Genomic DNA, 22930 nt, shown 5'->3' with positions numbered 1-22930 from the left:
TGCAACAAAAACAATGTAAAAGAGGATTGAAAAAATGACTGAAACAACTTTTCCAAAGGACTTCTTATGGGGTGGCGCTATCGCCGCAAATCAAGTAGAAGGGGGATGGAATCTTGGCGGCAAAGGCTTGTCGGTAGCGGATGTGGCTACTTACAAACCTCATGTCGACGTGAAAAACTTTGCAGCACATATGAGTGTGACTGTTGAAGCCGTCAAAGAAGCAATGGCGGATTCAACGGATACCATCTATCCAAAACGCCGAGGGATCGACTTCTATCATCGCTATCCAGAAGATTTGGCTTTATTTGCGGAGATAGGTTTTAAAGTATTGCGTTTATCGATTGCATGGACCCGCTTGTTCCCAACTGGGGAAGAAACGACACCCAATCCAGAAGGGATCACTTTTTACCGCAATGTCTTCCAAGAAATGCAGCGTTTGGGAATCAAACCGATCGTAACGTTGTCTCACTATGAGATGCCGTTAGCGCTGAGCTTGAAGTACAATGGCTGGGTGGAACGTAAAGTGATCGATGACTTTGTCCGTTTTGCGACCGTCTGCTTTGAAGAATTTGGGGAGTATGTGGAGTATTGGCTGACCTTTAACGAAATCGACAGTATCCATCGTCATCCTTTTACAACAGCAGGTCTCATTCCTGAGCAATCAGAAGCTGGTAAGGAAGAGCAAGACGTATATCAAGCCCTCCATCACCAATTTGTGGCCAGCTCATTAGTGACAAAAATCGCCCATGAAATAAATCCCGACAACAAAGTCGGCTGTATGATCACGAAGTTGATGACGTATCCATTGACTTGTGACCCATTGGATGTTGAATTAACTTTAAAGAAAAACTTGGAAAATGATTTTTATGCGGACGTTCAAGTCAAAGGTGCTTATCCGCGAATGATTGAAAAAGATCTCGAAAAACGGGGCATCAAGATTGAAATGGCACCAGAAGACCGCCAAATCTTAAAAGATCACACCGTTGATTTTCTTTCTTTCAGTTATTATATGTCTATGGCTGAATCAGGCGACCCACATGCGGAACGGACACCGGGCAATACGGTTTTAGGGGTAAAAAATCCCAAGCTGCCGTCAACTGAATGGGGCTGGCAGATCGATCCTAAAGGCTTGAAAATCTCCTTGCTTTCATTGTATGATCGGTATCAAGTGCCATTGATGATCGTTGAAAATGGTATGGGTGCCGTGGATGTCCTTGAAGACGGTCAAGTGCATGATCCGTATCGGGTCGATTATTTCAAGGCACACTTCAAACAAATGAAGGAAGCCATCGATGAAGGAGTCGATTTGATTGGTTATACTTCATGGGCACCGATCGATCTGGTCAGTGCGGGGACGTCACAAGTGACGAAACGCTACGGCTTCATTTATGTGGATGCCGATGATGAAGGAAACGGCAGTTATGACCGTATGAAAAAAGATTCCTTCGATTGGTACAAAGAAGTGATCGCTACCAATGGCGCAAGTTTGGCAGAATAAACAGTGAGGAGCGAGAGTGCATGATTTACATCAAGAAAGTCTTAAATTCAAGTGTCGTACTTGTTGATAAGGAAGGCCAGGAAATGATTGCACTTGGGAAGGGGATCGGCTATGGAAAGAAAGTCGGCGACAGCATAGCCGATACCCAGATCGATCAAGTTTTTCTGCCAATCGATGAAAAAAAATCGGGTCAGTTTGCCGATTTGGTGGATGAGATTCCGTTGTACTATTTTGAAATGACCAAAGAAATCGTTCAGCTGGCGCAAAAAATGCTGCCGTATCCGCTAAATTCAACGATTTACCTTACCTTATCGGATCACTTGCACTTTGCTGTGGAACGTCAGCAAAAAGGCTTGAGTGTGACGAATCGGCTCTATTGGGAAATCAAGAATTACTATACGGAGGAATTTCGAGCCGCCGAACAGGCACTACGCTTGTTGAAAGAGAAGTATCAAATTGATCTGCCGGAAGAAGAAGCCTCCAATATCGCGTTTCATTTGATCAATGCCCAGTCGAACACCGAGGAAAATCAAGATGGGTTGAAAAAAGCCAAATTGATCGGGTTGATCGTCAATATGGTACGCTACTCGATCCAGCAAGACGTCAACACCAATTCGATCCATTATAATCGCTTTATCACCCACGTGCGTTTCTTCGTTGACCGGTTCTTTTTGGATGGTCTGCTGCAAGAAGAAGACGAAGGACTATACCGTCAAATGTGGGCTCTTTATCCAAATGCTATGGAGATCGCGACAAAAGTCAAAGCCTATATCGATAAAGAATATCAAACGAAGATCCCTGTCAATGAAATCGTCTATCTAGGCGTTCATATCAATCGGTTGATGAACCATTCAGCGATCAATTCCTAAGCGTCCTCATTTTTAACAAACACAAACAAGCCGTTTCCCTTTGCTGGAAGAAACGGCTCGTTTGTATTTAGTAGGCTTGCTTGTCAGGAATCACGCCTCGAACGCCGCCTTTTGGTTCCTCCACGTCGCCTTGGTAGCGTGGGATCAAATGACAATGGCAATGAAAGACCGTCTGTCCGGCAGCCTCCCCGCAATTGAAGCCGATGTTGAAGCCGTCTGGTCGATAGGTTTCCAACAAATAGGCTTTGCCTTCCTGCAACAAAGCCTGCAAGTCTTGTAATTCCTCTTGGGTGAGGGCAAAATAATCCCTTCGATGTTCTTTGGGGATCAATAGCAGGTGTCCAGGGGTGACGGGAAACTTATCAAAGATCGCATAAAAGCGTTCGTTTTCAATGATCGCATGTTTTGAGGCAGTACAAAAAATACAAGTCAAAATCTTCCGCTCCTTTTTCTCAGCTAGATAGCGTATCGATACTTATCTTTAGTGTACCAAAAGCTGATTCGAAATGAAACGCACGACAAAAAGCATGTCATTATGAGTCATTTGCGAGTAAAATGAAAAAAAGTTTGCTGATTCGCTTGACTTAGAGTGCACTTCAACCTGTATGCTTAGTGTAACTTAAAAAACAGGAGGACGAGCAAATGAACTATGTAAAATTTGGCAATACGGGACTTGATGTGTCACCATTATGTTTAGGGACAATGGGATTTGGCGATCCCAATAGTGGCTTTCATGAGTGGGTGTTAGAAGAAGCAGATAGTCGCGAAGTCATCAAAAAAGCCTTGGATCTAGGCATCAACTTTTTTGATACGGCAAATGTCTATTCTTATGGAGCGAGCGAAGAAATCGTCGGTCGAGCATTGAATGATTTTGCTCCGCGGGATGAGATCGTGGTTGCCACAAAACTGTATTCAAAAATGAAGCAACGGCCAAACAGTGGAGGGCTGTCTCGAAAAGCGATCTTTTATCAAGTCGAACAAAGCTTAAAACGCCTACAAATGGACTACATTGATTTGTATATCATCCATCGTTGGGATTACCACACGCCAATTGAAGAAACCATGAAGGCCTTACATGATTTGGTGGTTTCTGGAAAAGTGCGCTATATTGGTGCATCCGCGATGTACGCTTGGCAATTTGCCAAAGCACAAGCAGTTGCAGAGAAAAATGGCTGGACCAAATTTGTTTCGATGCAAAATCACTTAAACTTGCTTTATCGAGAAGAAGAGCGAGAAATGATGCCCTTGTGTGCCGATCAAAAAATTGCCGTGACGCCATATAGTCCTTTGGCTGCTGGACGTTTAACAAGAGATTGGGGTGCAGAGACCAAACGGTACTTAACGGATAAAACCGCCAATCAAAAGTACGACAAAACGATGGAACAAGACCGGGAGATCGTGGCACGAGTCGCAAAGATCGCTGACAATCACCAAAGCAAACGGTCGCAAATCGCCTTGGCTTGGTTATTGCAAAAAGAACAAGTGGTCGCACCAATTATTGGCGCAACAAAAGAAAGCCACTTATTGGATGCTTTACCTGCCCTTGATCTAAAGCTGACTGCCGAAGAGATTGCTTATTTGGAAGAGCCTTACTTGCCTCATGCAGTGGTAGGAGCGGAATAACGAGTAACAAAAGGGCTTCTGGCTCGTAGCATGTAAATCGATCTAGGAAAAAATGCAAAACAAGGAAGTGAAGTCATGAATATCAAAAAAGTCAGTGAACTGAGCGGTGTCTCAGCTGATACCATCCGTTACTATGAAAAAATTGGGCTGATTCCGCCGGTCAAACGCAATAAAAACGGTGTTCGTGAATTTGATGATGACGACTTAAAATGGATCACCTTTACTAGGCAAATGCGTAATGCTGGACTATCGATTGATGGGTTGAGTCATTACCTGGCTTTATTTGAAGAAGGGCGAGGGACGGTTCCTGAGCGCAAGCAGCTCTTAGCAGAACAAATTGCGGTACTCAGGGAGAAAATCTCAGATATGACGGAAGCTGTTGAACGTTTAGAATACAAACTAGAACATTACGACGAGCATGTTCTGCCGACAGAAGAACGATTGCGTCAACGAAAAGCCAATTTGGTCACTAAGTCTTAATGACTGAATTCGCTACTATGGAAATTGAAACGTTCTGCTCAATGGAATCCAATAGAAAGGAAGCTTATGAAACGACTTGCGATTTTAGGTGCTGCTGGAACGATTGGGCAGCTGACACGCCAAACACTTTTAGAAAGAACCAATTTCTCCCTAGTACTCTATGCCCGCCAGGCAACGGAGCGTTTGCAACAGATTGATGCTGCGCGTGAGACGATCATTGATGGTGACTTTCTCGATTTAGGGCGACTCGTTCGGGCATTGCAAGGTTGCCAGTCGGTTTTTTTGACGGATATCCATGATCCGCGGGCAACGCTGCGGGTGATCGAGGCGATGAAATTAGCAGAGGTCAGCCAATTGATCAGTGTCGCACCAGAAAGAAACCTTTGTCATCCAGAGGCATTAAAGCAATTGGTGTCCGCAACTGATCTTTCCCTTTCCCCGAAAAAGCATCAGCTGTTATTGCAGCAAAAAAATCGCTTGATGTCCTATCAATTGATTAAAGGATCAGAATTGTCGGTTTACTTTGTTCATTTGCCGTCAGAGAAGAAACGTATGGCGAATAGAAGAGCATGGCGGGAATCTGTTGTAGAAGAAATCCTTTCCGCTTGTGATTGCTGTGCAGCTTAACAGCAATCTTAAAGGAATGAAAAAATAGCAGAATACTTTCTTGAAGGTCAGAATCAATTTTTTCATGTTTTCATGAAAAAATTGGTTCTTTCTTTTACGATTTTTTTGATAGAATAGACAGAAGCTTTTATACATAAAAATAGTTGCCAGATCGAAAGGAGAACGTTGATGGAAACACTTATCAAAAAAAATCTTGCTTTATTGCTTGGGGTGCTATGGATCTGCATCGCATTAAACTTCTTCCTTTTACCTCACAGCATTGCTTCTGCCGGTGTCGGGTCGATTGGCTACCTCATCGAAACTGGCTGGTCGATCAATCGCCATATCGTTGTCTGGGGTATAAATTTATTGATGCTGGCCCTTGCGTTTTTACTTTTGAAACGAGAGGTCTTTGTCAATACGGTTATCGGTAGTTTGGCATTTCCCGTTCTTCTAGCACTTTTACCAGAAATTATGCTGCTGCGCTTTTATTCCATCTCATTGATTTTAGGTAGTTTCTTCTTTAGCTTCGGCATCTTTTCGCTCTACAAAATTGGTGCGTCTAATGGCGGCGTGACGATTCCGCCACTAATTTTGGAAAAATACTATGGCATTCGCAGATCTAGTGGGGTTTTCTTGACCAATTTGATCATCATCTTATTGAACCTTCTGATCTTTTCTTGGCAAGAAGCACTTATTTCTGCCTTTTCAATCTACTTGATTGCCTTCTTCATGCGGCTCTTCATGAGAATCGAACAAAAAATGCAGGCCAAGAAATCTGTGAAAGTCCAAGGAACAGCAAAATAGAGTAACATTTCAGAAGCAAAACATCGGTGCAAAAAATCTGCACCGATGTTTTTTAATATTTTCTTTTTCTTAGAACAGCTATGGAACCAGTCAAACAAGCGATGATCAAAAAGCAAGTTAACAACAGTGCTGGCAGCAGTTCCCCTAGTTTGATTTGGTCGGTTAAGTAGTTAGGAAATTGGCTGGAAAGGGAATATGGATTCCAGTTTGTTACTTGACTCCATAGGTTGCCTAACGTGCCCATCAGATAACAGACGCCAATAAACAACAAACCTTGATAGATACTTTTAGCAAAGCTGGAACCTAGCAGCAGGATGCTGATTGCTAGTAAACCGAAAAGCCAATAGCTGACCAAAGCGCTAGGGACTTGAGCAGCGCTGGAATCATCGAAATAAATCATCGTATAAAAAGCACTGACACTGGCACTTATAAGGTAACTCAAAGACCAAAGAATCATCAAATAGCAAGCTTTTGCTATGACGATCGTGGTTTTTGGTAAGCCTCTGGTGATCAGCTGAATAAAGGTACCCTGATTTATTTCGGCTGAGAGCGTATCGGTAAAAAGAATCACAAATATTAGCAGGCCAATCGTGCCGATGTTGCTGTAAAACTGAAGCCACGCATCGATCGATGTCGGATCAGCAATCGTGATTTCAATCGATTCCGGCATCATACTGGCCATCAGATCTGGCATAATTTTGGCAGTAAAGGGAGAAAGCATACCAATCAGGGCAAACAGGATCAAGCAAATCAGTAGTTTTTTGCTACGAAGACCGCCGAGAAACTCTTTCTTTAAGAAAACAAGAAACGCATTCATTTGATCACCTCCAAATAAATCGACTCTAACGATGGTTCGATTCTTTGAAAGGATTCTGGGACAATGTGTTGTTCGTTCAGCAATTGTAGCAACTGTGAACCGATATTGGTTCCAGTTTGTTCATCGATCAGTAATTGATTGTTCTTTCTTTTCGCCGAAATGCCATGGATTGCTAACACTTTGGCAAATTTTAAATGGTCTCCTTCGTCGGTAAAGACAATCCCAAAGACGGTTTTTCGATAACGGTTTTTTAAGGAATCCATCGTTTCGAACGCACGGATCTGACCTTTGTGCAAAATTGCAATATAATCTGACAGCTGTTCGACATCTGCGAGAATATGAGAGGAAAAAAGCACTGTCGTTTCTTCTTTGATTTTTTCCAATACATCAAGAAATGCTTTGCGTCCGAGAGGGTCTAGTGCGGATGTTGGTTCATCACAAATCAAGATGGCGGGGCGGTTGATCAGAGCTTGGGCTAACCCTAGACGTTGCTTCATGCCGCGAGAAAAGCCAGCGATTTTTTGTTTCGAAGCTTCCAGGCCTACCAACTCTAAGACTTCCATCACTCGCTGAGGCTGAAAAGATTCTTTATTTGGCTGAATTTTTCCGCAGAAAGTCAAATATTCTACAGCTGTCATAAAAGAGTAAAACTGCGGCACATCTGGCAAATAGCCGATCCAGCGATTGGTCTTGGTTGAGCCAAATTGTACTGGTTCGCCACAGACAGTGATTTCGCCTTCATCAATAGGGAGTAACCCTAAAATCGCTTTCATAGTGGTTGTTTTGCCAGCGCCGTTTTCCCCTACAAATCCCACGACACTCCCTTTGGGGACCGAAAAGGATAGGTCTTGTAGCACTTGTTTGTGCCCAAAACGTTTGGATAAGTGATTGATCTCGATCATCTTCATTGTTGATCCCCTTTTCCAAAAGCAAAATAAAGGATAGGACCGATCAGGCTAACAAAACAGGCGATGAAGAGCCAAAGAATACGAGAGCCGAACTTAAATTGTTCTTGTTTTAAAATATCTCGAACTGCCAAAACGATCAAGATCAATTGCAAAAGAATCAGAGGGATCAGTATGGGCAAATAATCAGATATATTTTCTGGTACGTTTAGTGAAAAACTATTCATGTGAGTCACTCCTTTGCGAATTAGATACTTGTTCAGCCAGATTGCTCAAGCGCTGAAACAACTCTTTAAATGGGGGTTTTTCTTGATACGGTTCAAACAAGGGTGTCAGCTGTGCTATTGCAAGAAATTGTTTTTTGACACTACCTGAGTTACGCGGGATCTGACTCCCTAATTCTAATTCACTGATCCACTCATCGATGCTGTTGAAATAATCATCTCCTTTCAAAACGATTTCCTCTGGAGTAGCTTCTAATGTTTTGACATACAGCGTTAATGCTTGTAACAATAAGCTTTCTTTTCCTAAAGCAGCAAACGAAACCATCCCAGCGGCTAGAAAATTCAGTAAAGAGAGGGGATGCAATTCGGCCAGTTGGAAGCTCTCGCTGAGTGCCAGTCCACGTGCATAGGTTTTTTCCAGTTGCTCCTCGTCTTGTGTGAGCATTGCTAAATAATTCGTTAGCAAACTCATAAAAATAATTAAGTACTGGTAAATCGCACTTTGCGTAACGATCTCAGCTTGTTGCAACTGATTGTTTTGCTGAAATGCTGCGGCAATCAACGGTTCGCTAGGTAAAAAAGAGAGAGTTTTCGTGCCAAGGATCGCCAAGACTTCTTCTGGCTTGTTTCTCATCAGAAGACAATAAGCATCGATCTGTTTCGCTTGTTGTGCCAGCTCACTGTCTCCTTGGTCCATGATCCGTTGGTACAGGGTTTCTGCTTCCTTCAAATAGGTATTTTTCTTTGCTTCCATCAAAGCGTCTTCGTAAGTTTGCCCTTTCGGGACGCCTTCTACGGGGACATCCGGCAACAGATCCCAATGATTCAAGTAAAAGGACCCCATTTGTAATAAGAATGGATAACAAGAGTAATACCGTTTGGTAAAACTTTGAGCAAGAGCGAGAACTTCCGTTGGTGTTTTTGTTTGGAAGGCGTCTTTTAATAATTGGTAGATTCGCTGGATCTCTTTAGGTGATAGCTGCGAATCTAAAATCAATAATTCATCGACGCTGCAATCAAAATACGCCGCTAATAAGGGCAGTGAAGTGATATCTGGATACGTCTGTCCCGTTTCCCATTTTGAAACGGATGCTTTTGACACGTTCATAAATGCTGCTAATTCTTGCTGCGTAACGCCTCTGTGTTTTCTTCTCCGGGCGATTTCCTCGCCAATTGGTAAGTCCATAGTACACCTCCGATAGGTTTGTTTGATATACTTCTATCATAAGAGGAGAAGGGATAACTTACAATGGATTACTAGTTAACTTTTGGTTGATTTGATTAACCATAGGTTGATTATTAACGTAGGTGCCCCCATCTCTGACAAAGAGATGATCTAGAAGGAGAGGCAGAATGATGAAAATTATAGCAGCGATTGATTCCTTCAAAGGAAGCGCCACTTCCGCAGAATTAAATCAAGCGGTCTTAAGCGGGTTTTCAGACCAGTGGGAAAAATGTAGTATTCCCATCGCTGATGGGGGAGAAGGCTCGATGGCAGCAGTTTTTGCTGCGTTTGGAGGCAATTACGAAACGGTTCCAGTGACCGACCCATTAGGTGGTAAGTTGCAAGCCCGTATGTTGGTCACAAAAATCAATGAAGAAAAAATCGCTTTGATTGAATCTGCGGAAGTGATCGGATTGCAACTCGTGGAACCTAGTGACGAGACCACCCGCAATAGCTCTTCTTTTGGTTTAGGCCAAATGGTCTTAGCAGCTTGCAGACAAGGAGTGAAAAAAATTTACCTGACCCTTGGCGGTAGCGGCACTTCTGATGGGGGCGTAGGCTTTTTACTTGCGTTAGGAGCAACCATTCAAAGAAACGTGCGAATGGAAAACAATCCTTTGCTACAGGCAGAATCTCTGGAGCTCAGCCAGTTGAACCCTCTGCTTGCACAAATTGACCTGTTTGCTTTAGCCGATGTAACAAATCCTTATTCAGGTGAACAAGGATTTGCGTCAGTTTTTGGTTCACAGAAAGGGGCAACCAAAGAAACGATCCAGCAGTTGGATCAACAAGCAAAGCGTTTGGCTGAACACATCAAGCGGACCACGGGGATCGATTTGGAAGTCCCTGGTGCTGGTGCAGCTGGGGGCCTTGGTGGTGCGGTTTATTTGGCAGGTGGTCAGTTGGTTCCGGGATTTTCGACGATTGCTTCCTTGATTGGATTTGAGGAAAAAATCAAAGGAGCAGACTTATTGATCACAGGTGAAGGTCGTATCGATGGCCAAACAGCTAGGGGGAAAGTACCCTATGGTGTCGCTTTGATCGCTCAAAAACGCCAACTCCCAATTGTTGCAATCTGTGGCTCCCGAACCGAACGTCTCGGTGAACTGTCGCAATTGCTTCCAACAGTCTTCAGTATCCAACAAGGACCAGTTTCCTTGGCAGAAGCGATGGAAAAAAAGCGAACCTTGATTAATGCTCAACAGATTGCTCAAGCCATCGCCGGCTTTGTGGAGCAGTGGCAAAAAAAGACCGGATCAGCTCCTTCAGAAGTCACTGATTTTCCAACCAAATAAGAAGCAAACACCAAAAAACTTCGTAGGGAAGGCAATCGCCAGTACGAAGTTTTTTGGTGTTGCGCCTTTTTAAGCCAAGGTGGCTTGTGCTTCAATCTCCACTTTAAATTCAGGGGCAACCAAGCCGGCAACGATGACGAGACTCATGGCCGGTTTGTTTTCTGCCAAAATGGTTGTGAATGCCGTACGGACAGCAGCTAAGTAAGCAGCATCCGTTAAAAAGACGGTCATCTTGACCACTGATGACCAAGACAGTTGATTGGCTGATAAATGCTCTTCGATTTTCTTCAAAACGATGGCTGTTTGCTCTTGCGGGTCCTCAGGTGTGGCTCCGTCTTGTGACGGCGTTTGACCAGAAATGAAAAGAAAAGGTCCCTGCGTGATTTTTGTATCGGTATAGATTGCCATTAATTTGGCTCCTTTCTTCTATCTTACCTTTGGATGATAGGGACAGATAGCAATTGATTGGGTGTGTCTTAGTTTACTTGATTACACCTGCAAAAACAATCAACAAACGTTTTCTGTTGGTTTTGTGAAACCACGGGACGAAGCCGCCCTTCCCCTTTAATAAAAACACTCATTTTTTTCAGGCTCCACTGAAATTATCGCCAGAATTTTATGGTTTTAATGTCTTATACTATGTTCAGATCAAATAAATAAACAAGGAGGAAAAAAATATGAATTGGTACAAAAACACAACAGAAGAACTATTACATACGTTGCAAACAACACGGCAGGGCCTTTCCTCCGAAGAACGCAACCAGCGTTTAGCAAAGCAAGGTGAAAATAAAATTACTGAGGCTGCGCAGATCCCTACATGGAAGAAAGTCGGCAAGCATTTTACAGACTTACTGATGTTGGTCTTAATCGTCGCAGCCGTTTTAAAAGGGGTTTCGGGTGATTATATCGAAAGCGGCATTATTATGGCGGTCGTCGTCATCAATGGATTAGTCGGCTACTGGCAAGAGCGTAAAGCCCAAGAGTCACTGGATGGGTTGAAGCAATTCATGGGGCAAGAAGCAACAATTTATGTTCATGGCCGCAAGAAGAAAATTGCTGTTTCTTCCTTAGTAAACGGAGATTTAGTCGTTTTAGGACCAGGAGATGTCGTACCAGCAGATATGCGCTTGATCGAAACCCATGATCTTGTGATTGAAGAGTCTATCTTAACCGGCGAATCTGAGCCAGTTCAAAAAATGACCGAACCCATTACTCAAGAAAGTACGATTGGTGACCAGCGGAACATGGCGTTTTCTGGTACCCATGTAGAAAGCGGAACTGCCAGCGGGATCGTCGTTGAAACAGGAGACGATACACAAATCGGCCAGATCAATCAAGCAATTCAGTCTGTGAAAGCGCAAGAAACCCCGTTGATCAAAAAAATGAAGCAATTGAATCACCAAATCTTTAAAGGCATTATCGGATTAGTGATTTTCTTGATCTTCTTTACTACCTTCCGCTACGGCTTTGATCTTGATCTCTTGTTCTCATCAGGTATCGCATTAGTTGTAGCAATGATTCCTGAGGGCTTGCCAGCCGTGCTGACCATGATTTTATCGATGGGTGTCAAGGAAATGTCTGAGGAGCAAGCAATCATCAAAACGATGCCATCAGTGGAGACACTAGGTGCCATGACGGTGATTTGTTCAGACAAAACAGGAACCTTGACCAAAAATGAAATGACGGTCGTCGATGTCTTAGTTGAGTCAAACGTGGATAAAGCAACGGCGCTTGATATCATGGCAAATTGTCAAGATTTGAAGCAAGACGAAGGACAAAAGGCGGCTGAACTCGTTGGAAACCCAACCGAAAAAGCCTTGTTACAATACGCAGAATTAGCGCAGCAACCATTGCGTAAAACAGTCGATAAAATTCCTTTTAGTTCCTCTTACAAGTACATGGCAACACGCCATCAAAATCAAGAAGAGCCGAATGACTCGGTAGTGTTTGTCAAGGGTGCGCCCGAAGTGTTGCTTGAGAAAAGCCAACTGACTTCAGATCAAAAGCAATGGTGGTTAGATGAAAGTGCAAAATTAGCAGCGAAAGGGCAGCGACTGATCGGCTTTGCGCATCTGACGCTGTCGGCACAGGAGTCCTTGTCCCACGAAGCACTCATCAATTTAACCTTTGTTGGGATCGCTGGCATCATTGATCCTCCGAAAGACAGTGCCATCAAAGCGGTAAAAGAGTGCTTGCAAGCGGGCATCCAAGTCAAAATGATCACAGGAGATCATGGCAAGACCGCTCAAGCTATCGGCAAGCAAATTGGATTGAAGCACACGAATCACGTGTTGGAAGGGCTGGAAATCGATCTGCTGTCTGAGGAGGAGTTGCAGCAAGCAGTCCAAAAGACAGATATCTTTGCTCGAACGACCCCAGAGCATAAATTACGGATCGTTAGTGCTTTGCAGGCGAATGAAGAGATTGTCGGAATGACCGGCGATGGTGTAAACGATGCACCAGCGCTGAAAAAAGCCGACATTGGGATCGCTATGGGGATCAAAGGCAGTGAAGTAACCAAGCAAGCAGCCGATATGGTTTTGGCAGACGATAATTTTCATACGATCGCCAATGCCGTCCGAGTGGGTCGACGGATCTACGATAATTTGAAGAAAACCATCAACTTCTTCTTACCAACGGCTGTTGCACAAGGATTGATCGTTATTGCGGCACTCTTGTTGAACCGACCACTGCCACTGACACCTGTACAAATTTTATGGGTAAATATGGTGACAACCATCACGCTTTCTTACGCACTCGGTTTTGAGAAGGCAAGTGCGGATGTCATGAATCGACCACCACGGCCAATCAAAGAAGGTATCTTATCTTGGTACAGTCTGTTCCGCATCTTCTATGTCTCGCTGTTAATCATGATTCCTTCCTACGTCTTAGCGATTCAGTTTGAAGGAACGGTCCTTCAACAAAGCATGCTACTGCAAAGTATCGTCTTTGCTCAAGCAGTCTACTTACTGAACTGTCGTGAGCTGGTAAAGCCGGCGTTGAATCGCCAACTCTTTGCCAATAAAGCACTCTTAGTCTCCCTGGCACTACTGATTGTATTGCAGGCAGCGATTTTCCTAACACCTATCGGACACCAGCTTTTAGGGATTGGTTCTTTGACGCTGATGCAGCAGTTGAGCATTGCAGCCAACGGGGCACTTCTTTTCACAGTCGTCGAAGGTGAGAAATTTATTACAAACAAGCTGCAAGGACGTCAAAAAGCTGCCCCAGTGAAACAATAAAGGCAGCTTGATGATTCTAGTGATAACTTAAATAATAGGTTTGAATGAGCTCAGTCACTTGATTGAGCTCATTTTTGGTCGGTACCATCGATAAATAAAAGACTGGGACAGGGGCATCATCTAATGGGAAGTTTGACAAAACAAAATCAACGTCGGTTGCCGATAGCCCTTCTAGTTGACCTGGTTCGATCGCCGATAGTAGAATACGTGCTCCGAGAAAGTCATTCAATTCTTGCATAAGGTAAGCTTTCCATGCTGGCTCCCCTTGAAAGATAAAGTATCCCTTTGCCCGGATAGGGTTGATTTGTAAAATAGCCTGTTGGATCAACAAGGTGGTGGTTGACCATAAAGGAAAACTCGTTTCCCTTTGACTGTTTGTCTGTTCTTCTAAAAAGTCATGGATCGTTGCTTCTATCGGTAGCGAATAGGGCTGATTCAAGCGCTGGATCTCGTGAAATTCTAACCCAAACCATTCTGAGAGTTTGGCAGACTCTTGCGTTTTGATCAAGAGCAGCAACAGATTCTCAATCAGCTGCGTCCCGCTAGCGAGAGGTAGCTGCAACGAGCGGGCTAATTGTTCGACAAAATGGGTCGTTTTATCGTGAATGGTTTGATACGTTTCAAGAGTCGCTTGAATCGTTTGGGACCAATCGTTATTGTAGTTCCAGCTTTCTAAAAAACAGTAGAAGCTAAAGAAGTGTTCGCTGCATTCTAAATATACGCCTTCTTTTTGGTAGAGATAACTTAATGGCTGTTGGAAAAGACCGTAGAGGGGATCATCCCCATTAAATTCGAAGGAATCCATGCGGCAATTGGCCTTGATACGGATTGTATTGATAAAAAACCAGCAAGTACCGAAGATTTGTTCTACGTCGATTTGGAGTTTATCTTTGCCCAGACGCTGTAAAAAATGTTGATAGTGGGACTCATGAATTGTATATTCCTCAAAAAAGTAATTGTTATGGGTATAAGGCAGTAAAAGTCGATGGAAAAAGACCCGAATATTGATCTCACTTCCTTCAAAGCGGATCACGCGATTTGTGATGCGAATCCGTAAGGAAAAATCCGTCAAACTTTTATTTAATTTTGTAATATGCCGCCGCAAAGTTTCATAGGAAGTTCCTGCTTGGCCAAGAATTTCTTGCGTGCTAAGTTCGCTGGAAAAAAGCAATGCTTTCATTAAAGAAACACCGATCGATTGAGGGAAAAACGTTTCCCATAGCTGACTCATCAACAATGGCCCATCATGGGTCAAAGCAAAGCCATTACTGGCGGCTTCAATCTGCCAACCTTCGGGTAATTGTTGACGAATATAGGTTATATCAGAAAAAACCGTTCGTTCCGTCGTATCGATCAATTTTGCTAGTTGCTTGGCAGTGATCATTTTGTGATTCGCCAGTTGTTCCAAGAGAAGGATCTGACGTAATAAATCCTTCTCGGTAATGATTTTTTTCATCATCCCATCCATGACAAAAACTTCCTTTCTGAGTCTTTCGTGTTCTTTTTGATTTTATACGAAAAAGGCAAGTTTTGCTATTTCCAATTCACCGAATGATGTTTTTCTATTAAAAAAGATGGAATGGGTATCCTTCTGAGTAACTGTCTAAAGGAATGAGGTTTTTTATGTGTTTTAACGGTTAGAGGTCTATCATATGTTCGTATTTCTTCATTCGCAAATACAAAGAATAACTTTCTTTCGATAATTTTATTTTTGAGGAAAAAAGACTCTTTTTGCGAGAGGCGTAGAGTTTTCGATGGAGAGCAGAGTCGATGATCCATTCAATTTCTGCTTGTTCTTCCTCTGATAAATCGGCATTTTTCTCATTGGATTGAATGAGAGAGTAAGTAAATTCTAAGCAGCTCATTTTATAAATAAAGGTGGAGAAATATAATTTGTCTATGTGCATTTAATCACCCTTTCTTATATCCGGTTCAATCATATAGAATAATATTTTGAATAACAATTCTGTTTTTTCATGATGTCATGAAAATTTTGGGTAAATGTCGATTTTTTGGTAAAAGATAGCGAATATTTCGTAGCTTGATCTTCACGAAAGGGTTATAAAAAAACAAATATTATTTAAATGAATCAGCAACTATAATTAAGTAATCTGAAAGAAGTGAAGGGCATTTTTGGCCTAAAGAATGTGTCGTCATTTTGGTTAAGACAAACCGTTGCAGGATGTTTTCTTGTTTTGTCAAAAGGAGTCAAAAAAATAAAATTCGCTTTTTCCTGTTGACAGATCAACAAAAGCCGCGTAATATAGCTACCAATAACTCATTAAGACTAAACAAAAGAGAAGTATGAGGACGTTCGTCTTGCAGAGAGCTGATGGTGGTGCAAATCAGCAGATTGACGCTTCAGAAATGGACTTTTGTGTCGAAAGGCTGAAATCAGTAGGCTTTTTCCGGGAACTCCCGTTACAGAGAACGATCGTTGATAGACGATCTAGAGAACCAATTGAGGTGGCACCGTGAGTAATCGCCCTCAGGCAGACAAGTTTGTTTGCCTGAGGGCTTTTTTGTTTTTCTTGCCCTTCAACCAATAAAAAAATAAACGTAAAATCAAACTAAGAGAAGTACTTGAGTCTTTTTTGGTTACAGAAAGTCGGCGGTGATGAGAGTCCGGCACCAAGAAATCAAGGAAATGGCCTTAGCCGATCATTTTTTGAACCCTTTTTTGGCAGTAGGAAAATGCGAGAACTCCCGTTATAGAGGAAGACCGTTGTTTGACGGTTGATAGAGAAGAAGTTGTTTATTTGGGCAACTTCAATTGAGGTGGTACCGCGATCATTCGCCCTCAAGCAGACGTTTTTATGGCGTTTGCTTGAGGGCTTTTTGTTTACAAAGAAAGGAGCAGCTTATGTATCGAATGGAACGAATCAACAGCGATTGTTTGACACCTGTCTCAGTTTTTCTACGGATTCAAGGGGCGCATAAATGTTTATTGGAAAGTATTCCCAGAGAAGAAGATACCGGACGCTATTCGATCCTCACCTTTGATCCTGTTCAGAAACTGACCTTTAAGGATGGTGTTTTTGAAGTGGAGGATCTTTTGAAAAAAACGGTCAACAAGTACCCGTGTCAGGACCCTTTAAAAGAAATGGAAGGGTATGTAGTCAAAAAGGAAATTAGCGCTTTACCGAATCTACCGCTGCAAAGTGGGGCTATCGGGTATGCGGGCTATGATATCGCCGCTTGCTATGAAGACATCGGACAACTGCCCGCAGATGAATTGCAAGTGCCTGATATGGCCTTTTGGCTTTTCGAAACTTTTCTCGTTTTGGACCATCAGACGGAAACTTTAACGATCATTCTTGAAAATTGCTATAGCCAAAGAGGACCCGTCGAGATGGAGCAGGTAATGCAAGCAGTGAAGCAGCAGTTAAGGACACCAGTCGCCGCTGAGACCCGTGTATTGTCAAACGAAAAACTGCAGTTTACCAGCAATGTCACACAGCAAGCCTTTGAAGCGATCGTTCAAGAGGCGAAAGCCCGAATTACGGCGGGAGACATGTTCCAAGTCGTTCCTTCGCAACGTCTGAAAGCGTCATTTAAACAAGAGCCCTTTGACTATTACCGCAAACTACGAGTGACAAATCCTTCCGCGTATCTCTATTATCTTGATTTCGATCACGGATTTAAAGTGATTGGTAGCTCACCTGAAAGCCTGATTCGCGTTCAAGGCGACGAAATCACCACGAATCCGATCGCTGGTACCCGCAAACGAGGTGCAACCAAAGCAGAAGACGAAGCTTTGGCAAATGAACTATTGGCAGATGAAAAAGAACGTGCAGAGCATCAGATGCTTATCGATCTTGGGCGCAATGATTTAGGGCGGATCGCTGAACATGGGACGGTTCATGTTCCTTTATACATGGTGATCGAGAAATACCGCTATGTCATGCACATCGTTTCGGTAGTGGCTGCCAAGCGCAGAGCAGGTGTGACGGCAATGGATGCCTTGAAAGCAACCCTGCCAGCAGGCACGGTCAGCGGGGCACCAAAGATTCGTGCCATGACTCGCATCTATCAGTGGGAAGCTGTTCGAAGAGGGGTCTATGCTGGTGCAGTTGGTTATTTTTCACGAAATGATCAAGCGGATTTTGCCATCGGGATTCGGACATTGGTATTGAAAGACGAGATCGCTTATGTCCAAGCAGGGGCGGGGATCGTTTATGATTCTGATCCTTCATCTGAATACCAAGAAACATTACACAAAGCCAAAGCACTATTGGAGGTGTCAGCCAATGATTTTACTCGTCGATAATTATGATTCCTTTACGTATAACTTAGTCCAGCAATGTCCAGCGGATACGATCGTCTTGCGAAATGACGATCCAGAGCTTTTTATTGTTGCTAAAGAAGCAGATGGCATCATTTTTTCCCCGGGACCAGGGCGTCCCGAAGAGGCAGGATTCATGATTTCTTTGATCAAAACATACCATGATAGCAAGCCGCTTTTAGGCATCTGCTTAGGTCATCAAGCCATTGGTGAAGCGTTTGGTGCCAAAGTGGTCCAAGCACCAGCTATTATGCACGGCAAGCAATCGACCCTTACGTATCAGAAAAAAGGCGTATTCGAAACCTACCTAGGAGACATGACTGTCATGCGCTATCACTCGCTTGTCATTGAGCCAGCGACACTTTCAGCGGAATTTGAGGTGTTGGCTGAAACAGAAGGGATCATCATGGCGATTCAGCATCGCGAAAAACCAATCGTAGGACTCCAATTCCATCCAGAATCAATGGGAACAAACGAGGGGGCATTTTTCATAGAACAGTTTCTTAAACTCGTCTCGGATAATACAGAAAAAACACAAGATGAAAAAAGGAGGAATCTTTAATGCAAGCACTAAAAAAGCAGCCGCCGCAACAAATCACTCAGCAATTATTTAATGGCCGTCATTTAAGTTATCAGGAGATGCGCCACTTTGCTCAAGGAATTTTAAGCGGGGTGTTTTCAGAAAGTCAATTGGGGGCAGCGTTAGTTGCGATGAAGATCAACGGCATCACAGCCGCCGAATTGACTGCTTTAGCAGAAATTATGTTAGAGCATGCCGTGACCATTCCTTATGAAGGAGGAGACACCATGGACAATTGCGGCACTGGTGGCGACCACGCCAATAGTTTTAATGTCTCCACTACGGCTGCCTTCGTTTTAGCAGCTGGGGGAATCACGATGGCAAAACACGGCAATCGCAGTATCTCTAGTCGTTCAGGCAGTGCCGATGTCTTAGCATGCTTGGGGGTGGCAATTCAAGCATCACCAGAAAAAATCGCCGATCTATTAGCGACAGTCGGCATCGCTTTTCTCTTCGCCCCGTCGTTGCATCCGGGCATGAAAGCAGTGATGAAAATACGGCAAGAATTAGCGACACCAACGATTTTTAATCTATTAGGCCCTTTGATCAATCCTGTTCCGTTGACTACGCAACTGATCGGTACTTACGCTGGCGAGAGCTTGGTAGACACCGCTCAGGCGTTAGGCAGTCTTGGTCGGCAACGAGCAATGGTGATCCATGGATGTAATGGGATGGATGAAGCCAATTTGGCTGGTGAAACGGCGATCAGTTTTTATCACGAAGGAAAGGTGACGAATTTTTCTTTGGATCCGCAAGCGTATGGCTTTACGCCAGCACCGATCGAGGCGATCGTCGGCGGAGATGCGGCTCAAAACGCCGCGATCTTAACAGCAGTTTTGAAAAATGACCCTTCCGTTTATCTAGAGACAGTGGTCTTAAATGCAGGGTTAGGCTTTTATACCAACGGCAAAGCCGCCACCCTAGCGGAAGGCTTTGCGATGGCACGAGCGTGTATCGCTTCGGGTGCGGCCTACGACAAACTGCAGATGCTGATTCGTCAGTCAAATAGCCATTAACTACGAGAGCTGTAAGGAGGAGAATCATGGATTTTTTAGAAACGATCATCCAGAAAAAAGTTGAAGAAGTTGCCGCGATGCCACAAGAAATCGAAAAGGTCGTAGCGAAACGTCCATCATTTTATCAGCAAGTCAAGGACCGACCACAAAAAATGCACCTCATTGCTGAAATCAAGCGTGCTTCACCCTCAAAAGGAGACATCAACCAAGGAATCGACCCAGTCACACAAGCGCAAGCTTATGAAGCCGCGGGTGTCAGCGGGATTTCCGTTTTGACCGACCAGCAGTTTTTTAAAGGCTCGCTGGCAGATCTTGAAGCAGTCAGTAATGCCGTTTCGGTGCCTATACTATGCAAAGACTTTATTATCGACAGAAAACAATTGATTCGCGCCAAGAATGCGGGTGCCAGTATTGTTTTATTGATCGTGGCCGCTTTAAAACCAGAACGCTTAGCCATACTTCATCAAGAGGCAATAGCACTAGGGTTGGAAGTACTCGTTGAGACTCATAATGCGGCTGAATTTCAACAAGCCCAAGCCTTAGGGGCCAAAATCATCGGCGTCAACAATCGTGACCTAAAAACCTTTGACGTTTCCTTGGATGTCAGTGTTGCTTTAGCACCTCAGCCGTCAGAGGCGGTTTACATCAGTGAATCTGGTATTCGAACTTCCTCCGATGTGCTGCAGCTTGCACCGTTTTATCATGGAGTCCTCGTTGGAGAAACGTTGATGAGAAGCAATCGAATTGCTGAAACAGCTGCAGATTTGCAGGTGAGCCGCCGATGACCAAAGTGAAAATTTGTGGACTCACCGAACGGCTGCATGTCGAAACTGCCATCAGTGCAGGAGCAGATTACCTTGGCTTTGTTTTTGCCGAAAGCCGTCGGAGAATCGATCCGACACAAGTCCGCAAGATAACGGAGCAAGTACCCCAAAATGTAGGGAAAGTCGGGGTTTTCGTTTCTCCAAGTTTTGAAGAAGTGCAAGCGGCAATTCAAGCCGCCCAGCTGACAGCGATTCAGCTCCATGGAAAGGTTCTGCCATCTTTGCAAACAGCCATCCAGACAGGCATTTTTGCGCATCAAAAGATCGCAGTGATCCAAGCCTTTGATGGAGAAGCAGAGACTTTAGAACAAGATTTCCTAAGCTGCGATGCAGATTTTGGGTTATTGGACGCTCCAGTAAGAGATCACCCTTATGCTGGCGGCAACGGCCAATCCTTTGATTGGCAAAAAGCGGCGAGAAAACCGCTACCGTTGTCTGAGCGATTTTTTATTGCTGGCGGTTTGCACGCGGAAAATGTAGAAGAGGCGATCCAACTTTTTAGGCCTTATGCTGTCGATGTTTCTTCAGGCGTTGAAACCCAGGGGAAGAAAGACAGTCGGAAAATCGAACAATTTATTTACTTAGTAAAGGAGAAGATAAAATGACCCAATACCCCACAGAAGCAGGTTTTTATGGTTCTTTTGGCGGGCAGTTTGTGCCAGAGACATTGATGTATGCAGTCAAGCAATTGGAAACTGTCTATCGTGAAGCACAAGCGGACGCAAGTTTTCAAGTAGAATTACAGGAATATTTGCAAGAGTATGTAGGAAGAGAGACCCCCCTTTATCATGCACAGCGCTTGTCACAACACTTAGGCGGTGCCAAAATTTATCTGAAGCGAGAAGATTTGAATCATACGGGCGCCCATAAAATCAATAATGCGCTAGGGCAAGTGTTATTAGCAAAGCGGATGGGGAAAAAGAAAGTGGTAGCGGAGACCGGTGCTGGACAGCATGGCGTCGCCACAGCGACTGCGGCCGCGTTGTTCGGTATGGAATGCACGATTTTTATGGGTGCGGTAGATGTTCAGCGGCAAGCACTAAACGTCTTTCGAATGGAATTGTTGGGAGCAAAAGTGGTTTCAGTCACTTCAGGCAATCAGACATTGAAAGATGCTGTCAATGAAGCGCTGCGTTACTGGGTCGCAACCGTCGAGGACACCCATTACGTGATGGGTTCCGTACTCGGTCCGCATCCTTTTCCAGAGATCGTTCGAGATTTTCAAAGTGTGATTGGCAGTGAGACACGACGGCAACTATTAGAAAAAGAAGGACGACTACCGACGACAGTCGTTGCTTGTGTTGGCGGCGGCAGCAATGCGATGGGAATGTTTTACCCTTTTATCGATGATCAGACCGTTCGTTTGATTGGCGTTGAAGCAGCTGGGAAAGGTGTGGATACTACTGAGCATGCGGCGACCTTGACGAAAGGCAGTATCGGTATTTTACATGGTACCAAAATGCATCTGCTGCAAGACGATGATGGGCAAGTGATCGAACCTTATTCGATTTCAGCTGGTTTGGATTATCCAGGGGTCGGTCCCGAGCATTCTTACTTGAAGGAGATTGAGCGAGCGGAGTATTTCGCTGTCACTGATGAAGAAGCCGTTGACGCCTTTTATCTCTTGTCTCAAATCGAAGGCATTATTCCTGCTTTGGAAAGTGCTCATGCCGTTGCCTATGCCCTAAAGCTAGCCCCAATCATGACACCCGAAGAACGCTTAGTGATCTGCTTGTCTGGGCGAGGGGACAAAGATGTTCAACAAATCAAAGACCGGAAAGGAGCAGCGAAATGACCAGCAAAACATTGACGATGAAACTAAAGGAGCGCCAAAAACAAGGCAAGCCACTATTTGTTCCTTATATTATGGCGGGTGCCAACGGACTGGAACGCCTGCCAGAAGAAATCGAACTGTTGACGACACATGGCGCCGCCACCATTGAAATCGGCGTGCCCTTTTCAGACCCAGTCGCAGATGGAGCGGTCATCCAAGCGGCTGGAATGCAGGCATTAGCCAATGGGACCACTTTAAAAAAGATCATTGCTTTGCTGCAAACAATCCATTCCGAGGTTCCACTGGTATTGATGGGGTATGCCAATTCATTCTTTCATTATGGGATTGAACAGTTAGCAAATGAGTTAAAAGCGACAAATGTGAAAGGGTTGATTATTCCAGATTTACCTTTTGAACATCGATCACTAGTAACGCCTACTTTTGATGCGGCGGATCTCGCGCTGATCACACTGGTCTCTTTGACCAGTCCTCCAGACAGAATTCAGACGCTGATCGAAGACGCAGAAGGATTCGTTTATGCTGTGACAGTGAACGGTGTCACTGGAGAAGATCGCCAATACAACGAACAGCTGGATCAGCATTTGCAAGCCATTTCGGAAAAAAGTCCGATTCCAGTATTAGCTGGTTTCGGGGTCTCGACCCATGCAGATGTGCAGCGCTTTGCCAGTGTGTGTGAAGGGGTAGTGATCGGTTCAAAAATCGTAGCAGCGCTACAAAACGAGCCACTGCCTAAAGTCAGTGAGCTGTTAGCAGAACTTGTTGGTAAGCCATAGAAAACAATGTGAAGGAAAGAACCCGAATTGGGTTCTTTTTTTATGAGAAAACTAGTATTCGAGGTA

Annotated in this window: 22 protein-coding genes and 2 other annotated features; of the genes, 15 read left to right on the top strand and 7 right to left on the bottom strand. The window is 44.1% G+C overall.

Going from position 1 to position 22930, the window contains the following annotated elements; all coding sequences use genetic code 11:
• The first annotated feature begins 34 nt into the window (after window positions 1–34).
• Together IGJ26_RS10115 and IGJ26_RS10110 are read left to right on the top strand one after the other, a co-directional pair.
• The gene (locus IGJ26_RS10115) at window positions 35–1498 is read left to right on the top strand and encodes a family 1 glycosylhydrolase (RefSeq protein ID WP_194199565.1); all 1464 of its coding nucleotides are present in this window, start codon (window positions 35–37) and stop codon (window positions 1496–1498) included.
• 20 nt (window positions 1499–1518) lie between these two features.
• A complete protein-coding gene (locus IGJ26_RS10110) occupies window positions 1519–2367 on the top strand; it encodes a PRD domain-containing protein (RefSeq protein ID WP_005235258.1) in 849 nt (282 codons plus the stop codon).
• A 67-nt stretch (window positions 2368–2434) separates the two neighbouring features.
• On the opposite strand, the gene IGJ26_RS10105 is transcribed toward IGJ26_RS10110, so the two are convergent.
• A complete protein-coding gene (locus tag IGJ26_RS10105) occupies window positions 2435–2836 on the bottom strand; it encodes an HIT family protein (protein WP_254905026.1) in 402 nt (133 codons plus the stop codon).
• Window positions 2837–3009: 173 nt separating this feature from the next.
• Here IGJ26_RS10105 and IGJ26_RS10100 point away from each other — a divergent pair, with 173 nt between their 5' ends.
• From IGJ26_RS10100 to IGJ26_RS10085, 4 genes are all read left to right on the top strand, one after another.
• Window positions 3010–3990 carry an aldo/keto reductase gene (locus IGJ26_RS10100; RefSeq protein WP_005235260.1) on the top strand — a complete coding sequence of 327 codons (981 nt, stop codon included), beginning with the start codon at window positions 3010–3012 and terminating at the stop codon, window positions 3988–3990.
• 75 nt (window positions 3991–4065) lie between these two features.
• Window positions 4066–4470, top strand: coding sequence for a MerR family transcriptional regulator (locus IGJ26_RS10095; RefSeq protein ID WP_005235261.1), 405 nt, complete (start codon window positions 4066–4068; stop codon window positions 4468–4470).
• Window positions 4471–4536: 66 nt separating this feature from the next.
• A complete protein-coding gene (locus IGJ26_RS10090; protein WP_008378567.1) occupies window positions 4537–5097 on the top strand; it encodes an NAD(P)H-binding protein in 561 nt (186 codons plus the stop codon).
• 168 nt (window positions 5098–5265) lie between these two features.
• Window positions 5266–5883, top strand: a complete 618-nt coding sequence (locus IGJ26_RS10085) for a YitT family protein (RefSeq protein WP_008378566.1) — start codon at window positions 5266–5268, stop codon at window positions 5881–5883.
• Between the two features lie 52 nt (window positions 5884–5935).
• Here IGJ26_RS10085 and IGJ26_RS10080 read toward each other — a convergent pair whose 3' ends face one another.
• The 4 genes from IGJ26_RS10080 to IGJ26_RS10065 are packed head-to-tail and all read right to left on the bottom strand — an operon-like array spanning window position 5936 to window position 9015.
• Window positions 5936–6700: an ABC transporter permease gene (locus IGJ26_RS10080; protein WP_016620472.1), complete on the bottom strand. Its 765-nt coding sequence runs from the start codon at window positions 6698–6700 to the stop codon at window positions 5936–5938.
• Window positions 6697–7608 carry an ABC transporter ATP-binding protein gene (locus IGJ26_RS10075; RefSeq protein WP_008378547.1) on the bottom strand — a complete coding sequence of 304 codons (912 nt, stop codon included), beginning with the start codon at window positions 7606–7608 and terminating at the stop codon, window positions 6697–6699. Before IGJ26_RS10075 ends, IGJ26_RS10080 begins: the two co-directional genes overlap by 4 nt.
• The gene (locus tag IGJ26_RS10070) at window positions 7605–7832 is read right to left on the bottom strand and encodes a PLD nuclease N-terminal domain-containing protein (RefSeq protein ID WP_005235274.1); all 228 of its coding nucleotides are present in this window, start codon (window positions 7830–7832) and stop codon (window positions 7605–7607) included. Before IGJ26_RS10070 ends, IGJ26_RS10075 begins: the two co-directional genes overlap by 4 nt.
• Entirely contained in the window at window positions 7825–9015 is a 1191-nt protein-coding gene (locus tag IGJ26_RS10065; RefSeq protein WP_086299351.1) for a helix-turn-helix domain-containing protein, read from the bottom strand. The genes IGJ26_RS10070 and IGJ26_RS10065 overlap by 8 nt, the downstream gene beginning before the upstream one ends.
• A gap of 167 nt (window positions 9016–9182) precedes the next feature.
• On the opposite strand from IGJ26_RS10065, the gene IGJ26_RS10060 reads away from it, so the two are divergent.
• Entirely contained in the window at window positions 9183–10349 is a 1167-nt protein-coding gene (locus IGJ26_RS10060; protein WP_086373064.1) for a glycerate kinase family protein, read from the top strand.
• A 69-nt stretch (window positions 10350–10418) separates the two neighbouring features.
• Here the strand turns inward: IGJ26_RS10060 and IGJ26_RS10055 are convergent, their stop codons facing one another.
• On the bottom strand, window positions 10419–10757 hold the full coding sequence (locus IGJ26_RS10055; RefSeq protein WP_008378531.1) for a RidA family protein: 339 nt from the start codon (window positions 10755–10757) through the stop codon (window positions 10419–10421).
• A gap of 269 nt (window positions 10758–11026) precedes the next feature.
• On the opposite strand from IGJ26_RS10055, the gene IGJ26_RS10050 reads away from it, so the two are divergent.
• Window positions 11027–13591 (top strand): HAD-IC family P-type ATPase, encoded by a 2565-nt coding sequence (locus tag IGJ26_RS10050; protein ID WP_008378529.1) that lies wholly within the window; start codon window positions 11027–11029, stop codon window positions 13589–13591.
• A 16-nt stretch (window positions 13592–13607) separates the two neighbouring features.
• Here the strand turns inward: IGJ26_RS10050 and IGJ26_RS10045 are convergent, their stop codons facing one another.
• A complete protein-coding gene (locus tag IGJ26_RS10045; RefSeq protein ID WP_005235280.1) occupies window positions 13608–15059 on the bottom strand; it encodes a helix-turn-helix domain-containing protein in 1452 nt (483 codons plus the stop codon).
• Between the two features lie 812 nt (window positions 15060–15871).
• Window positions 15872–16084 (top strand) — a binding site (T-box leader).
• Window positions 16085–16150: 66 nt separating this feature from the next.
• Window positions 16151–16396: a binding site (T-box leader), on the top strand.
• Between the two features lie 58 nt (window positions 16397–16454).
• On the opposite strand from IGJ26_RS10045, the gene trpE reads away from it, so the two are divergent.
• Genes trpE through trpA form a run of 7 tightly spaced genes read left to right on the top strand, consistent with a single transcriptional unit; the run spans window position 16455 to window position 22864 of the window.
• A complete protein-coding gene (trpE, locus tag IGJ26_RS10040) occupies window positions 16455–17861 on the top strand; it encodes an anthranilate synthase component I (protein WP_008378527.1) in 1407 nt (468 codons plus the stop codon).
• Window positions 17842–18438, top strand: a complete 597-nt coding sequence (locus IGJ26_RS10035) for an aminodeoxychorismate/anthranilate synthase component II (RefSeq protein WP_005235288.1) — start codon at window positions 17842–17844, stop codon at window positions 18436–18438. Before trpE ends, IGJ26_RS10035 begins: the two co-directional genes overlap by 20 nt.
• Complete coding sequence (gene trpD / locus IGJ26_RS10030; protein WP_430599587.1) at window positions 18438–19472, top strand: anthranilate phosphoribosyltransferase; 1035 nt, start codon at window positions 18438–18440, stop codon at window positions 19470–19472. Before IGJ26_RS10035 ends, trpD begins: the two co-directional genes overlap by 1 nt.
• A gap of 26 nt (window positions 19473–19498) precedes the next feature.
• Window positions 19499–20257: an indole-3-glycerol phosphate synthase TrpC gene (gene trpC / locus IGJ26_RS10025; protein ID WP_194199660.1), complete on the top strand. Its 759-nt coding sequence runs from the start codon at window positions 19499–19501 to the stop codon at window positions 20255–20257.
• Complete coding sequence (locus IGJ26_RS10020; RefSeq protein ID WP_008378521.1) at window positions 20254–20901, top strand: phosphoribosylanthranilate isomerase; 648 nt, start codon at window positions 20254–20256, stop codon at window positions 20899–20901. Before trpC ends, IGJ26_RS10020 begins: the two co-directional genes overlap by 4 nt.
• Complete coding sequence (gene trpB / locus IGJ26_RS10015) at window positions 20898–22091, top strand: tryptophan synthase subunit beta (RefSeq protein WP_016613400.1); 1194 nt, start codon at window positions 20898–20900, stop codon at window positions 22089–22091. The genes IGJ26_RS10020 and trpB overlap by 4 nt, the downstream gene beginning before the upstream one ends.
• Complete coding sequence (gene trpA / locus IGJ26_RS10010) at window positions 22088–22864, top strand: tryptophan synthase subunit alpha (protein ID WP_086299357.1); 777 nt, start codon at window positions 22088–22090, stop codon at window positions 22862–22864. Before trpB ends, trpA begins: the two co-directional genes overlap by 4 nt.
• The last annotated feature ends 66 nt before the right edge of the window (window positions 22865–22930 follow it).

Source organism: Enterococcus sp. AZ095a (assembly GCF_050546735.1).
GTDB classification, from domain to species: domain Bacteria; phylum Bacillota; class Bacilli; order Lactobacillales; family Enterococcaceae; genus Enterococcus_D; species Enterococcus_D entomosocium.
This window is presented reverse-complemented; position numbering and strand designations above follow the sequence as displayed.